This is a genomic window from Streptomyces sp. NPDC002889, from assembly GCF_042888425.1.
In the GTDB taxonomy this organism is placed as follows: domain Bacteria; phylum Actinomycetota; class Actinomycetes; order Streptomycetales; family Streptomycetaceae; genus Streptomyces.
Genome location: NZ_JBIAPT010000005.1, coordinates 51990 through 67102, shown reverse-complemented (window position 1 = coordinate 67102; position 15113 = coordinate 51990). Strand labels below are relative to the sequence as shown.

The 15113-nt window shown below is 69.4% G+C and carries 10 protein-coding genes; 6 read left to right on the top strand and 4 right to left on the bottom strand.

Going from position 1 to position 15113, the window contains the following annotated elements; translation table 11 throughout:
- Positions 1 to 10: 10 nt before the first annotated feature.
- A complete protein-coding gene (locus ACFYWI_RS09015) occupies positions 11 to 1651 on the bottom strand; it encodes a cytochrome bc complex cytochrome b subunit (protein ID WP_389227525.1) in 1641 nt (546 codons plus the stop codon).
- 270 nt (positions 1652 to 1921) lie between these two features.
- On the opposite strand from ACFYWI_RS09015, the gene ACFYWI_RS09010 reads away from it, so the two are divergent.
- A complete protein-coding gene (locus ACFYWI_RS09010; protein ID WP_389227522.1) occupies positions 1922 to 2179 on the top strand; it encodes a hypothetical protein in 258 nt (85 codons plus the stop codon).
- Positions 2180 to 2408: 229 nt separating this feature from the next.
- Here the strand turns inward: ACFYWI_RS09010 and ACFYWI_RS09005 are convergent, their stop codons facing one another.
- Together ACFYWI_RS09005 and ACFYWI_RS09000 are read right to left on the bottom strand one after the other, a co-directional pair.
- Positions 2409 to 3386, bottom strand: a complete 978-nt coding sequence (locus ACFYWI_RS09005) for an NAD(P)H-dependent flavin oxidoreductase (RefSeq protein ID WP_389227519.1) — start codon at positions 3384 to 3386, stop codon at positions 2409 to 2411.
- Positions 3387 to 3508: 122 nt separating this feature from the next.
- Positions 3509 to 4027, bottom strand: coding sequence for a transglycosylase SLT domain-containing protein (locus ACFYWI_RS09000; RefSeq protein ID WP_389227516.1), 519 nt, complete (start codon positions 4025 to 4027; stop codon positions 3509 to 3511).
- Positions 4028 to 4863: 836 nt separating this feature from the next.
- Here ACFYWI_RS09000 and ACFYWI_RS08995 point away from each other — a divergent pair.
- The 4 genes from ACFYWI_RS08995 to ACFYWI_RS08980 all read left to right on the top strand — a co-directional run bounded on the left by ACFYWI_RS08995 (position 4864) and on the right by ACFYWI_RS08980 (position 13574).
- Positions 4864 to 5106, top strand: a complete 243-nt coding sequence (locus ACFYWI_RS08995; RefSeq protein WP_389227513.1) for a hypothetical protein — start codon at positions 4864 to 4866, stop codon at positions 5104 to 5106.
- A gap of 372 nt (positions 5107 to 5478) precedes the next feature.
- Positions 5479 to 6831, top strand: a complete 1353-nt coding sequence (locus tag ACFYWI_RS08990; protein ID WP_389227510.1) for a beta-ketoacyl synthase N-terminal-like domain-containing protein — start codon at positions 5479 to 5481, stop codon at positions 6829 to 6831.
- Between the two features lie 78 nt (positions 6832 to 6909).
- The gene (locus ACFYWI_RS08985) at positions 6910 to 13266 is read left to right on the top strand and encodes an SDR family NAD(P)-dependent oxidoreductase (protein ID WP_389227507.1); all 6357 of its coding nucleotides are present in this window, start codon (positions 6910 to 6912) and stop codon (positions 13264 to 13266) included.
- 98 nt (positions 13267 to 13364) lie between these two features.
- Complete coding sequence (locus ACFYWI_RS08980) at positions 13365 to 13574, top strand: DUF5988 family protein (protein WP_389227504.1); 210 nt, start codon at positions 13365 to 13367, stop codon at positions 13572 to 13574.
- A gap of 111 nt (positions 13575 to 13685) precedes the next feature.
- On the opposite strand, the gene ACFYWI_RS08975 is transcribed toward ACFYWI_RS08980, so the two are convergent.
- Positions 13686 to 13973 carry a hypothetical protein gene (locus ACFYWI_RS08975; RefSeq protein ID WP_389227501.1) on the bottom strand — a complete coding sequence of 96 codons (288 nt, stop codon included), beginning with the start codon at positions 13971 to 13973 and terminating at the stop codon, positions 13686 to 13688.
- Between the two features lie 440 nt (positions 13974 to 14413).
- On the opposite strand from ACFYWI_RS08975, the gene ACFYWI_RS08970 reads away from it, so the two are divergent.
- Positions 14414 to 14665 carry an ArsR/SmtB family transcription factor gene (locus ACFYWI_RS08970; RefSeq protein WP_389227498.1) on the top strand — a complete coding sequence of 84 codons (252 nt, stop codon included), beginning with the start codon at positions 14414 to 14416 and terminating at the stop codon, positions 14663 to 14665.
- The last annotated feature ends 448 nt before the right edge of the window (positions 14666 to 15113 follow it).

Below are 15113 nucleotides of genomic sequence, written 5' to 3'. Positions count from 1 at the left end.
TCCGAGCGCCTCAGTCCTGGCGGTCGCCGATCCGCTCCGGAGGCTGCGTCCGCTCCGTGATCCTGGCCAGTTGCTCCTGCGTGGCAGGCAGGTCCACGCGGTCGCCGTAGTACCAACCGCTGAGAACGATGCGCAGCCGCCGCCGGCGCGGCAGCGGGCCCGCCTCGGGGAGCTCGAGGGGCTCCGGGACCTCACGCATGAGGAGGTGGTAACGCGCCGCCGGATCCAGGTCGCGACGGCCTTCGGAGAGTTCGCCGTAGACCGACTGGGTCACCTGCCCGGTTTCCTCGCCGTCGGACAGCCGCCTGAAGTCCCGCATCTGCAAGGCGAGGCAGAGACGTTTGGTCACCGCGAAGGCCAGTGGCGGAGCGACGACCAGCGCCACCCTGAGGATCCAGGTCAGGGCTTCGACCGATACCCGGAAGGAGAAGGCGACCACGTCGTTGCCGCCGGCGAGCAGGAGCACGGCGTAGAACACGATGGCCGCCACACCGAGCCCCGTGCGGGTCGGGCGGTTGCGCGGCCGGTCGCAGAGATGGTGCTCCTTGCGGTCGCCCGTGACCCACTTCTCGAAGAAGGGATAGAGGAACAGTGCCGTGAACACGACGCCCGGCAGCGCCACCGCCGGAATGAAGACATTCCACATGATGGTGTGGCCCGCGATGTTGGTCTCCCACGGCGGCATCAGCCGCATCGCACCTTCCAGGAACCCGACGTACCAGTCCGGCTGCGCATCACCGGAGACCTGGTCGGCGCGGTAGGGGCCGTAACTCCATACGGGGTTGATCTGGGCGAGTGCGCCCAGAAGGGTCAGCACGCCGAAGACCATCAGGAAGAAGCCGGTCGACTTCGCGGTGAAGTGAGGAAACATCGGAGGGCCGACCACGTTTCTGTTGGTCTTGCCCGGACCGGCCCACTGGGTGTGCTTGAGATAGACGACCAGCATGAGGTGAACCCCGATGAGGGCCAGGAGCAGTCCGGGGACGAGCAGGATGTGGACGGCGTACAGACGGGGGAGGATGATGTTGCCGGGGAACTGTCCACCGAAGACGGCCAGTTCCAGATTCGTCCCGATGAGCGGAATGGATCCCACGATGGTGGCCGCCGTCCTGAGTCCCGTTCCGGACAGCAGGTCGTCGGGCAGGGAGTAGCCGGCGAAGCCTTCGAGGAGCGCAAGGACAAACAGCGTCACCCCCACGATCCAGTTGGCTTCCCGTGGCTTGCGGAAGGCGCCGGTGAAGAAGATGCGCAGCATGTGGACGGCGAGCGCGGCGACAAACACCAGTGCGGCCCAGTGATGGATCTGACGGATCAGCAGGCCGCCACGCACTGAGAAGCTGATGTTGAGGGTCGAGGCGTACGCCTGCGTCATGCGCTGCCCCTGCAGCGGTGTGTAGGGACCCGTGTAGACGCTCTCCACCATGCTTGGATCGAAGAACAGGGTGAGATACACGCCGGTCAGGAGAAGCACCAGGAAGGAGTAAAGGGCCACTTCACCGAGCAGGAAGGACCAGTGGTCCGGAAACGCCTTGCGGAGCAACTGCCTGGCCGCCTCCGAGGCCGGGAGCCGACCGTCCACGGCCGTGAACCCGCTACTGGCCGCGTTCTCGGTCCTGGCCTTCCATCGCGCCCGCTGCTTCCGAAGGAGCATGCCCCACTCTCCGAACATCCCGCTGCCGTGTGCCCCGCTTGCGCTTTGCTGTACATGGGTAACCGTCGGTGCCCGGACTCAATCGTCGGCCCGTGGCTCCGGCAGCCTTCCGGGCAAGGGGAGTGGCGCCCCGCGCAGACGGCCGGGGGCAGCGGCGCCGGGGGCCGGACCCCGTGGCGGCGCCGCCATCGGTCTCATTGTCAGTGCCTGCTCGTAGCGTCGGTGGTGCAGGGCCGGACCGGCCGGACCCCAGGTGGCAAGGAGCAGGCCGTGGGACAGATCAGCATCAGCAGCCAGGCCCTCGACAGGCTCCTGGCCGACAGCACCAGCACGTACGGTGCCTCCTATCAGAAGGCGTTCAACGAGCTTGCCGCCTCACACCGGGGGCGCCCCGCCGCAGACATTCTTCCGCTGCTGCGTGCCGCAGCCGACCGCGCCCTGCTCGGCTTCACCGCGGCCGACCTGGCCGAACAGGCCGCAGCGATCAGCACCGGTAAGTCCTACGAGCTGCGTGTCACCGTGAGCTGAGGCAATGCAGCGGGTTCAGGCCGCCGGCCGCGGCGCCCGGCAGCCCCCGAGCTCCTGGCCGCTTGCCGAGGCCCCGGTCCTGCAGCGGGCGCCGGGCCGAGCGCAAGCGTGAGGGCGGCGCTGCGGAGACGGTTCAGCCATCTGGACGGGAGGGCGTGCAGGGCCAGATTGCGCGGAGGTACGGGGCGTGTGTGGGCCAACCGCGAGTGCCGACCGTCCGGCGTGCCGGTCAGCCCGACTCGGAGGATGCTGTGAGCCCGTCCGCGCCGGTCAGGAGCATCTCCGCTTCGCGGACGACCGCGCGGATGATCTCGCCGGCCGGCAGGATCTCGTGTACGAGTGCTGCCGACTGCCCGGTGAAAGGCAGGTACTCGTCGCCTCGGCCCTTGCGGACGGCCTCCATCAGGTGGGGGACGACCTCGTCCGGGTCGATGTCCTCGGGGCGTTCGCGCAGCGTGTCCACGAGCGGAGTCCGCAGTGTTCGGGGCACTCCGTAACTGCCTGGTCGGGTGTACGGCGGCAGGATCCGGTCGCTGTTTGCCGCCTTCACCGCGTCGACGGCGTCGGCTGCGACGATGCGCTGCTTCCATGCGTCGGACACGTTCATCTCCGCCGAGGCGAGGAAGCGGGTCCCCATGGACACACCCTGGGCGCCCAGCATGAGTGCCGCTGCGAGGCCGCGCCCGTCGGCGATTCCGCCGGCGGCGATCACCGGAGTGTCGCCGGCCAGGTCGACTACCTGCGGTACGAGCACCAGAGTGCTGACGTCACCACCGTGGCCTCCGGCCTCCCCGCCCTGTGCGACGAGGACGTCGGCGCCCGCATCGAGGGCCTCGACGGCCTGGCGGGAGTCCATCACCTGCTGAATCCACAGAATGCCCGCGTCATGCGCCCTGGCGATCAGATCGGGGGCAACGGCGAGATGGAAGGAGATGACCGCGGGCCGTTCTTCGATCGTGGCCTGGAAGGTGTCCTCGGTGAACGGCCGCGTCGTGTGGTTGATCGCGAAGGGGCGGTCGGTCAGCCGGCGCAGTTGGGACCACTGCCGCTGGAGGTCGGGCACGGCGCGCACCGCCGTACCGAGACTTCCCAGGCCGCCGGCCTCACACACGGCCGCCGCCAGCCGGACCTCGTCCCAGGGGCCGAGGGGGGCACAGATCACGGGAAGCTCGACGCCGAGCAGATCACAGAAGGGGGTGCGCAGCATACGTGCCTCCTGCGGCTGTGGCGGAGAGGGGCACTGGCGCCGTCGGCCACCGACGGCCGCCACGTTCACTTCCATCCTGCCTCGGTCTCACGAGCCCCGGCACTTCGTTGTGCGCGTGTCGCTCAGTAGGCGGAGTCGACGTTGTCGATGGAGCCGTACCTGTCGGCGGCGTAGTTGGCGGCCGCGGTGATGTTGGCGACCGGGTCCGTCAGGTCGTGCGGGGTGCCGGGGACGTGGTACGCGTTGAAGGTCGGCTGAATGACCTGGAGCAGGCCCTTGGAGGGGGTGCCGTTCTGGGCGTTGATGTCCCAGTTGTTCTGAGCCTTGGGGTTGCCGCTCGACTCGCGCATGATGTTGCGGTGCAGGCCCTCGTAGGTGCCGGGGATGTCGTGCTTCTTCATGATGTCCAGCGACTCCTTGATCCAGCCGTCAAGGTTGTCGGGGTAGGACTTCTTCTTGGCCTTCTTGGCCACGGGGGCGTCGACGGCCGCAGTGCTCGCCGCGGCCGGTGTGGCGGCCTGGGCGGGGGAGGGGGCCAGCGTGAGAGCGATTGCCGCGGCACCGGCCGTGGCAATGCCTGTGGCAGAGAGACGGCGGAGTCGGGCGATACGGCTGGTGACGGTCTGAGTGCGGGCGGTCATAAGGACGTGATTCTCCAATGTGGGACAGCGTGGGGAGGCCGGTTGCGGTCGGCCGGGAGCGGAGCGGGGCTTCGCGTCGTGGGCCGGAGCGGTGTGGGCGGGCTCGCCCGGTCCGGTGCGTGGCTCCCCGGAACGTCAGCCATGGTTAACGGCGCCGGCGGAGCGGCGCAAAGGTCCCATGTACTACCCAACTTAAGAGAAATGTCCGAAATGACAGCGTGTGGGTTGTATCTGTAGGGAGGTAAGGGTGACCGCGCTACTACCACTCTTAGGATGTGGCGTGGGTCCTATGCGGGGGATCACACGCCGGCGCCCGATCCGGGCGTTCAGGGGCGGTGGCTGGGTGGCGGTAGAGGGGTGCCGGTCGCCCTGCCGGGGTGGGTGTGGGGCTCGGTCCTCGATCTTGCGTGTCATCAGCGGCTCTGTCTCGTGGTGCAGCGCCTCGCTGTGCACCTGCGCCGCGGCCGGCCCCGCGTACGTGAAGACTGTTCTCCCACCTCTGTGAGGGCGAGGTGTGACGTGGCGGCGTTCCGCGGGGTGGCAGCGAAACGACCGGGAAGAGGGGGTGCTGTCCGTGACTGGCCCTTCGCTCAGCGCCGAGAGGGGTGGGCGGGCACGCCCGCCGCAAGCCCTGCGCTGCTCCGCGCACGAGGTGCATGGATCCGTCCGCCGGTAGATCGAGTGATCTCCGTGTGTGGTGAGGGCCGTCGGCAAGGTGGCACTGCGCCCCGACCCGGGTGCCCCGCAGCTTCTGGTCGCAAGTGCGCCGGGCCGACCCGAGGCCGGGCTGGACCTGCCCGCACCCGGCCCGCCTGGTGGTGCACCAGGAGGCGCCCATGGCTGTCGACGAGGGCGTGCAGCCGTGGTGTCAACCCGCTGCGGAGTCCCGGCCGATCGCGTCTCGGCGCGGCGACCGGATTTGCGAAGGCCTGCTGCGCTTGCCTTTCGAGTTCGACAGTGGCTCGCGACGAGCCCAACTGCTCGTCAGCCGGACGCTGAGCGCCCTTACTTCTGCGACACGCACCCGCTTTCTGCTCGTGCTCGTATGGCCGGCGCTTGCGTTCAGGCCAAATGGCTGAGAAACTCCGACTTTCTCGGCCGTCGAAACCGGAGTTCGAGAAAGCAGAATACGCCGGTGGAGTTCAGGCGCACGTTTGCCGTTATTACTGCTTCGAGCGCCGTTGCCCGTTCCGACCGGTAACTGCCCGTCACGCCCTAAGGTAAGGACAGCCCCAAAAGAATGAACCTGTAGTCGGTTTGTTCGGGTTGTTGGCGGCCGGCAGGTACGCCGGGGCGTCAACGCGTCGTGAAATGGCGCCAGTTGTGTTCGAGCAGGTCTCGCTTGTGAGCCGGACCGCTCACCGGTGCGTCCGGCATTCCGGGTCCTGACGACCCAGTCCCTGGCAGTGGTGTGGTGCTTCGCCACGCCGTGCGGCGTCTGGAGGTATGACATGAGCGGTCGAGCAAAGGCGACCCGAGCAAGTGCGGGAGCGGGCGCGCGGGATGTCGTCGTTACCGGGATGGGGTTCTGCCTGCCCGGTGAAGGCCGGCCAGTTTTCACCGCGGAGGAAGTCTGGGACATCGCTTCGCACGGACGTTCATGTCTCTTGCGGGACGGCGTCTATCATGGCCCGGTACACCTTTCGGACAGCATGTTCGAGGAACATCTGCCCGAATTTCCGGGGGTTTTCGCCCGGCACTTCACCACCGCGCATCGGTTCGGGCTCGTCTCATTGGCAGAGGCGTGCGTGGATGCCGAGTTGAACCCGTACGCGGGGGACCTGGCGGCCGCGGCGATTCTGGCCGGGCGGGGCGGGGTCGATGCCCAGGTCGGCAGCTACCAGGCGGTCCTGCGGGCCGACCCTGAAACGATCACCGCCTTGGAGGCGATGGAACTCTTCATCGGCGCCGAACTGGCTGTTTCGCCCTCCGACGTCGCCCTGGTGCAGGGAGCGGTGACCCGTTCCACCGGTCCGTGCTACACGGTGTCCTGCGGTTGTGCGTCGTCCGCGGTCCAGCTCGGGAATGCCCGCCGCATGATTGCCGATGGCGTCGTGGACATTGCAGTGGTGACCGGTGTCGACGTTTTCAACGTCGGTCTGGTGCGGAACGCGCAGCGTCTCTTACGTGTCGCTCAAGAGGCGGACTTGTCCATCCGATCGGCCGGCAAACCCGCGCTCCTGCCGTCGTTCGACCGCCTTATGCGGCCCTACGACCGGCGGGCGGACTGTGTGAACTACGGCGAAGGCTCCGTGACATTGATCCTGGAAAGCCGGGACCACGCGCATCGGCGTGGCGCTCACACATACGGCCGGATTCTCGCACAGGCCACGACCCGCGACGGGCTCGCCAACCCACTGGCGAGCGATGAGAGCGGAATGGGGCTCGTGGCCGCCGTCCAGGCATGCCTCGGCAACCGGTGGTCGATCGAGCAGGTGCCCTACATTCACGGTGGCAGCGACGGCGACGCCGTCGTCACCGCCTTTGAGGTCAATGCGGTCAGGCACCTCTACGGCCCGGCCGCTGCCGGTCTTCTCATGACGTCCCAGGAGGGCTGTTTCGGCCACAACGGAGCCCCGGCGGGATGCCTCGGGGTGGCGCTGACCCTTCTCATGATGGAACGGGGAGAGGTATGTCCTACGGCGAATTGTGAGCAGCCGGCCGACGGCCTCGTATTCGATCCGGTCCCCGGCGTGCGCACCCGTTCGCTCGACTTCCAGCATGCGCTGAATTTCACGTACCAGATCGGCGGCGTGAAGAGCGTGGTTCTGCTGGGAAGTCCGGACGCTGCGGATCGGCGCTGAGAACCCGAGCGGTGCACGACCATTCCACAGCGCGTTTCGATCCGGACCCGTCGGACCGACGGGAGGGGGAGGTTTCCCATGATCCAGCGTGAGCACTCGGCCGGTGCAGAGCCCACAGGCATCGCCGTGGTCGGTCTGGGGTGCCGGCTTCCCGGCGACGTCGATTCGCCCGCCGCACTGTGGCGACTGCTGGCCGAGGGCCGGGACGCCGTGGGGGATCCTCCCGCCGGTCGTGCCGGGCCTGCGGCATCAGGCGGTCGTCAGGGCAGCGCCGGGTCCGGCAACGGGAATCCGATGGCTCGGCAGGGCGGCTATCTGCGGGACGTGTCCGGCTTCGACGCGGACTTCTTCGGGGTCTCCGGTCGCGAGGCGGATGTGCTCGATCCGCAGCACCGGCTGCTGCTGGAGGTGGCCTGGGAGGCACTGGAACACGCGGGGCTGCCGCCCGACCGGTTGGCGGGGAGCCCGACAGGGATGTATCTGGGCATCAGTTACAACGACTTCTACGAGGGTCTCGCCGGGCAGCCACTGGAGCTGGAGGGCTCGCTCCTGACGAACGGTCACTGTGTCGCCGCAGGGCGGATCTCCTATCTCCTGGGACTGCACGGCCCTTGTGTCGCGCTGGACACGGCGTGCTCCTCATCGCTTGTGGCCCTCCACCTGGCATGCCGGGCACTTGAGTCCCGCGAGTGCGACCTCGCTCTGGCCGGCGGGGTCACGCTCATCCTCGGAGCCAGGACAATGAGGTCCTTCGCGCGGATGGGAATGCTGTCGCCTACGGGACGCTGCCACACCTTCGACGCCGCCGCGGACGGCTTCGTGCGCGGTGAGGGGTGCGGTGTCGTCGCACTCAAACGCCTGGCCGACGCCCTGCGGGACGGTGACCGTGTGCTCGCCGTGATACGTGGCTCGGCCGTGAATCAGGACGGCCGGTCCGACGGGCTGGCCGCCCCCTCGGCGGCCGCCCAGCAGGCCCTGTTCCGGGAGGCACTGGAACGTGCCGGGACCGACCCCCGGGACGTGGGAATGATCGAGACGCACGGCACGGGCACGCCGATCGGGGACCCGACCGAGTTCTCGAGCCTGGCGCAGGTCTACGGCACGGGCCGGGACCGGTGCGCGCTCGGGTCGGTCAAGACGAACCTGGGACATCTCGAACCCGCGTCCGGAATCAGCGGCCTGATCAAGGCCGTACTGTGCCTTCAGCACGGACTCGTCCCGCCCAATCTGCACTTCACACAGTGGAACCCGGCCATCGCGCCGGAAGGAACACGCTTCTTCGTACCCACCCGGATGACCGAGTGGCCCACCCGGTCGGGCACCCGGCTCGCGGCGGTCTCGTCCTTCGGATATTCGGGTACCAATGCCCACGTCGTACTCGAACAGGCACCGGCCGCCTCCCGCGCCCGCCCGCCTGTCCCACGCGGGCCGCAGGCCACGACGCCAGAGGTCCTTCTCTTGCCCGCGGGGTCCGGCGCGGTGCTCCCATCGGCGGCGCAGCGGCTCGCCGACTGGCTGGAGGGCGATGGATCGAGCGTGCCGCTGCGCGATGTCGCCCACACACTCGCGCTGAGGCGTTCGGCGGGCCGCGGCCGCCTCGGTGCGGTGGCCGGCTCCCACCACGACCTGGTCCGCGCCCTGAGGTCCTTCGCGGCCGGACAGGCCCACCCGGGCGTGGTGTCCGGCGCGGTGGCCGCGGGAGTGTCCCGGCGCCCGGTATGGGTGTTCTCCGGGCAGGGCTCGCAGTGGCCGGGCATGGGACGCACTCTGCTGGAACGGGAGCCGGCCTTCGCCGCGGCGCTGACCGAAGCCGACGCGCTGATCGGGGCCGAGGCCGGGTTCTCCGTCCTCGACATCGTGTCCGGGGGAGCGCCGGTGACCGAATGCTCGCGGGTGCAGCCTCTGCTGTTCGCCTCACAGATCGCGCTCGCCGCTCTCTGGCGGGCGCATGGGGTCGAACCGGCCGCCGTCGTAGGGCACTCCATGGGCGAGGTCGCGGCCGCTGTCGTGGCCGGAGCGCTGACGCTCGCCGACGGCGTCAGGGTCATCTGCCGCCGGTCCTCGCTCCTGACCCGGATCGCGGGAGCCGGTGCCATGGCGACCGTGAGCCTGGACCGGGCCGCGGTGGAAGAGGAACTCGACACCGCTCACGCGACCGCCGCGGTCTCGGTCGCCGTCCTCGCCGCTCCCGGCTCAACGGTCGTCGCCGGTGACACCCGAGAGGTGGAACGGCTGGTCGCCGCCTGGGAATCGCGGGCCATCCCCGCACACCTCATCGCCGTGGACGTCGCCTCGCACTCACCCCAGGTGGATCCGCTGCTCCCCGATCTCCGCACGGCCCTGGCGGACTTGGCACCCGAGCAGCCCCGGGTCCCCTTCTACTCGACTGTTCTGAGCGACCCACGCCGGACTCCCGACTTCGACGCCGCCTACTGGTGCGCGAACCTTCGCAGTCCCGTCAGGTTCGCCTCCGCGATCGCCGCGGCTGCAGCGGACCGGCACCAGGTGTACGTCGAGGTCTCTCCCCACCCGGTCGTCACCCGCTCCGTCACCGACAGCCTGCCCCGTCTCATCGAGAACCCGGTCGTCCTGCCGACACTGCGCCGCGACGAGGAGGAACTGGGTACGTTCCGGACCCAGTTGGCGGCGCTGCACTGCGCGGGAGTCCATGTCGACTGGTCGAAGCTCTACGCGCACGCGGAGCTCTGCGACGTACCCTCCCTCACCTTCGACCGGCAACGTCACTGGGCGGATGTCGCCCTGTTCCCGGGCACTTCCGCGGGAATGGCCGGCGGCCTGCCCGGCGCACACGCCGAGGTCCCCGGTGAACAAGTCCGCCACTACTGGCGGGGAGACGCGGGGACCGCGGCGGTTCCTTGGCTGGCCGACCACCGGGTGCACGCGGATCCCGTATTTCCCGGCGCGGGCTATTGCGCCATCGCCCTGACAGCGGGCTGCGAGGTGTTCGGCGCGCCTGCGCAGGAGATCGAGGTCACCGACGTCCGGTTCCTGGAGTTGCTGCAGCTGTCCGCGCACACCGAGCTGGTCACCAGCGTGACCGTGACCGCTGCGGACCGCGCCGAGTGCGAGATCTTCGGTCGCGGTGACGACGGAAGCTGGGTACGACAGGCGACCGCCGGGCTCCACCACGCCGGCGTACCGCCGCTGCCGCCGACGACGAAGCTGACGGCTCTGCCCGCACAGCACCCGGTCGCCCTCGACCCGGCCTCGCTCTATGCGGGCATGCGCGCCCGAGGCATCGAACACGGCCCGGCCTTCACCGGGATCACGAACCTGCGGATCTCACGCGACGGCGAGAGCACATGGGCCCGCGTCGAGTTACCGGCAGCGGCGACACCGGCGCCGCACGGCCTGCGTATCCACCCGGTCCTTGTCGATTGCTGCGCACAGGCGCTGGTGGCGGGGCTGATCCGGGAACCCGGCCGGGGCCTGGTCCTCCCCGTCGGGGTCAAGGCAGTACGTATCCTCGGCGACCTGACGACAGCCGTGTACTGTCACGCCCGCATTGTTCAGGAGGAGGCCGACGGCGTCACCGGACACGTCCGTCTGCTGGACGGGGTGGGCAAGCCCCTGCTCAGTATCGACGGCCTGCAGTTGGTACGTCATGGCGCGTCCGGTGCCGCCGGTGTCGACAGCTGGTTCCTCGAGTCCCGATGGCAACGTGCTGCGCGCCCGGAGACGAAAGCGACGAGCCCGCGGGGGAGGTGGCTCGTCATCGGTGAGGCGGACGGTTCCGCTCAGGCGCTGGCCGCCATGCTGCACGCGGCAGGGGCGACCGTGGACCTGCTCGACACCCCGGTCGGCGACCACCCGCTCGGGCTGCTCAAGGACGCACTCGTCGACCGCTGGACCGATCACCCCGCGCCCCCGGACGCGGTGGTCATGCTGTGCGCGCCATCGAGCGAGGGCGGCGATCCGGCAGCGGACGCACTGCGACGCACTCGCCGGCTGCTCGACACCGCCCAAGCGGCCGTCTCCGGCTGCCTCGAACCTCCTCGCCTGTTCGTGGTCACCCGTGGCGCCCAGAGCGTCGAACCGGGAGAGCCGGCCGACCCCGGCCAGAGCGCCCTGCGCGGAGTGGTGCGCGTCCTCGCCTACGAGCACCCGGAACTCCGCGCCACCCATCTGGACGCCGACCCTGCCGATGCCGCGCTGCACGACACGGCGGACGAACTGCTGAACGCGGGTCCCGAGGACGAGGTCGCCCTGCGCGGCGGCACCCGCCACCTCGCCCGGCTGGACTACGCCCCGTTGACGGAGACCGAGCGCACCACGGCGGCCACACGCACCGTGCACTACAGTACGGACCGCTTCCGGCTCCGAGTCGGCCGCTTCGGCGACCTCGGTGCCCTGGAACTCGCCGTCACCGACAGGCCCGCCCCAGGGCCGGGGGAAGTCGAACTCCGTGTCCGTGCCGCGGCGGTGAACTTCCGTGACGTGCTCACGGCCATGGGCCTTCTCCCCGCCGACGAGGACGCGAGGTACCGCATCGGCTTCGAGTGCGCGGGGACGGTCACCGCGGTGGGGCCGGAGGTCGAGGCCGTCGGCGTGGGCGATCCGGTGCTTGCCGTCGACCTGCGGGGCGGGGCCTTCGGTTCGTTCGTCACCGTGCCCGTCCATGCTGTCGCTCCCGTGCCGGCCGGAATCGATCCCGTCGCAGCGGCAGGGCTCCCCGCGGCGTACGTCACCGCGTGGTACGCCCTGCGCCACGTCGCGCGGCTCTCCGCCGGTGAACGCATCCTGATCCACTCCGCGACCGGGGGGACCGGCCTTGCCGCCATCGGCGTCGCCCGGATGCTGGGGGCCGAGGTGCTGGCCACAGCCGGTAGTGCGGAGAAGCGCGGCTATCTGCGCGGGATGGGAATCGAGCACGTCATGGATTCCCGGTCCTTGAACTTCGCCGAGGAGACACGCGCCGCCACCGGGGGCGAGGGCGTCGATGTCGTCCTCAACTCCCTGTCCGGCGCGGCGATACGCTCCGGGCTCGAAAGTCTGCGCCCCTTCGGCCGCTTCATCGAACTCGGCGTGCGCGACATCCTCTCCGACACGCCCGTCGGGCTGTCGCCGTTCCGGCACAACATCACCCTCAGCACCGTCGACCTCATCGAGGTCCAGCAGACGCGACCAGAGGTGTTCACTGCCATGCTCCGCGAGGTGCTCATCGAGATAGCCTCGGGACGGCTGAAGCCTCTGCCCCACCGAAGCTTCCCCCTGGCCGAGGCCACGGAGGCATTCCGCTTCATGGCGGGCGCGAGCCACATCGGCAAGCTGGTCCTGACCGTTCCCGACCAGGGGTACACCACCGCTGTGATCCCCGAGGGACCATCGGCCGTCCGCCCCGACGGCGCCTACATCGTCACCGGTGGCCTGCGGGGTGTCGGCCTCGCGACAGCCCGCTGGCTCGCCGAACAGGGAGTCGGCCACCTCGTCCTCAACGGCCGCTCGCCCGGCTCGCCGTCCACCGAACAGACCCTGGAAGAGCTGCGCGCCCGCGGGACCCGCGTCACGGTCGCTCTCGGCGACATCGCCGAGCCGGGCACCGCCGAACGCCTCGTGAACGCCGCCACCGCGGACGGCCTGTCCCTGCGCGGCCTCGTCCATGCCGCCATGGTCCTCGACGACGCTGCGGTCGCCAACATTTCCGACGACCAGCTCCTACGGGTGTGGCATCCCAAGGCAACCGGTGCGTGGCAGTTGCACGAAGCCACCGCCGCTCACGCCCCCGACTGGTTCGTCGTGTTCTCGTCCATGGCCTCCTTGCTGGGCAATCCCGGCCAAGGCGCCTACGCCGCCGCCAACTCCTGGCTCGACGGATTCGCCACCTGGCGGACGGGCCGCGGCCTGCCGACTCTCGCCGTGAACTGGGGCGCATGGGGTGAGACAGGAGCCGCCGTCGACTTCGCCGAACGCGGCTACCAGACCATCCCCACGAAGAAGGGGCTCCAGGCGCTGAACGCGCTGCTCGTACACCGGCGCACACGCACCGGCGTGATCCCTGGGCAGCCGGACACCTGGATCCTTCCGGCGGTACGACATTCGTCCCTGTTCGGCCTCCTCGCCGACGAGGGGTCCGAAAGCCCCGAAACCACGGAACGGGCCGGCAGCGTCGGCATTCGGACCGAGCTGAGCTCCCTGCCGGCAGGTCTCGCACGACGCACCGCTCTCGAGGCCTACATCGCCGACCACATCCGCGCGGTCCTCAGGCTGGGGAACACCACCCTCGACCCGCAGACCCCGCTGACGTCCCTCGGATTCGACTCGCTGCTGTCCCTGGAACTGCGAACCCGCCTGGAAACGAGCCTCGGCATCAAGATCGCCGCCAACTTCGTCTATCAGCACCCGACGCTGGCCGCCCTCGCCACGGGTCTCGCCGACCACATGGGCCTCACGCTCCGGGACCGTGGCGATGGATAGGCGCACAGGCGGGCCACGCTGACGGCTCGTCCGCCCGGCTCGCCGCTTCAACGCCGGCCCGCTCCGACTCATCCCAGGCTGCTGGAGGCATGAGCGCCATGCACGAATCCAATCTAGTGCTGCTTCAAGGAGGCCCGGACGACCTTCCTCAAGTCTGGGTGCTGCCACCCGGAGGGTGCGGAGAGCCGGTCAAGATACTGCGCCACAACGCCTACGAGCACTTTGAGTTCACGCACGAGTACCGCACCCTGCACGGTGAAACAATGCCGGTCTACCGCTGGACCTACCGCACCTACATCGCCGAGTGACACGGATGCACGCACCCGTCCTGGACGTCCGCAGCTGTCCGGACCCGCTGCAGCGATCCCGGCCGGTTCGGCCGACGGCCTGGTCGTCCCACGCCTCGCTCAGTCGCCGCCTCAGACCAGGAGCCGTTCCGGCATCTGCTGTTCCACGCCGTCCAGTTCGAGAGTGCACCTGAGACGGAGCGGGGCGAAGTGCGGCTGGCGTACGCGGACCAGGAACGGGCGGGGAGGATCCTCAGGCAGTACGCCGGCCAGTACGGTCGTGCCGGATTCGTGGCTGCCCTCGTAGGAGATCACCTTGCCGTTGACCAGAAGTTCGATCTCGCCGCTCCTGCCCCGCCCCACGTTGACGGTGATCGAGTGACTTCCCTGATCGAGGTGGAAGTGGTGGCTTCGCCCCATGACGCACCCCCAGTGTGCCGGCGACTGGATCCAGGCTAGGCCGGGTGTCCTCCTGCCGCCTGTCGGCCGCGGTCCGGTCGAAGCCGGCTTGCCCGTCACTCGACCGTCTCGTTCAGTTCGATCAGTTCGATCAGGCCGTCGGTCCGACGGCATGATCGTCGGACTCGATGGCCCTGCACCAGGAGTTATAGGTGTCTGTCTATATCCTGGAAGCGTCCGTGACGAGCATGCGGAAGAGAGTGAATGCGATATGAACAGGCGTGCACAGGTGTACACGTTCGACATTCCGCCCTCGTGACGTTCGCCTGCTGCACAGATGAGCATCACTGCATCCGCACCGGAAGCGGCCGGGGAGTCCCCCGTCGGCCGTGTGCCGGCGCTGGCCTGCTCGCTGATGGACCGGGGACGAGGCCGAGCGGATCGCGCAGGTACTCAAAGCCATGGCGGACCCGACCCGGCTGCAGCTGCTGCCGCTGATCCGGACGGCGCCGAACGAGGAGGCTTGTGTCTGCGATCTGACCGAGTGCCTCGGGCTGCGACAGCCCACGGTCAGCCATCACCTGAAGATCGTGACGGGCGCCGGTCTGCTGCGACGCGAGAAGCGCGGCACCTGGGTCTGCGACGCGGTCGACCACGACGGCCTGGACTCGCCGCAGAGCATGCTGCGCTCGCCCGCTGACGTCCTGGTGTGACGACGAACGCCCGGGCCGCCAGTGGGGGCGGGCCGGGGCGTTCGTCGTGACCTCGCCCCGGTGCGGTGCGGCGGCGAGGTCGTGCGTCGTTGGTGATCGGCCCGCAGGTCTCCGCTCCCCGGGGCGCGAAGGGGTGAGGCCGCTGGGGATGGCCGAGGGCGCCCAGCGGGCGGGCGGCCCGGGTCCGCGCTCGTCCTGAGCAGCGCCTCCGGCCGCCGAGCGGGTACGGGGCGTCACACCGCATGGCGGTGATCCGGCCGTCGAGGACATCGCCGCGCAGCGGATACGGCCTGCCGGGGAGAGCCTGCTTTCGAAGTGGTGCCACCGGGCGCGGCCGACGCGTGCCGAGCACCGGAACATCGTCGCCCGTGAGCGTGCCGCGCCGGGGAGATGCTTCGCGCGCAACGTCACCCATCCAGCCGTTCAGCGACCGACTGGGCGCCTAGGG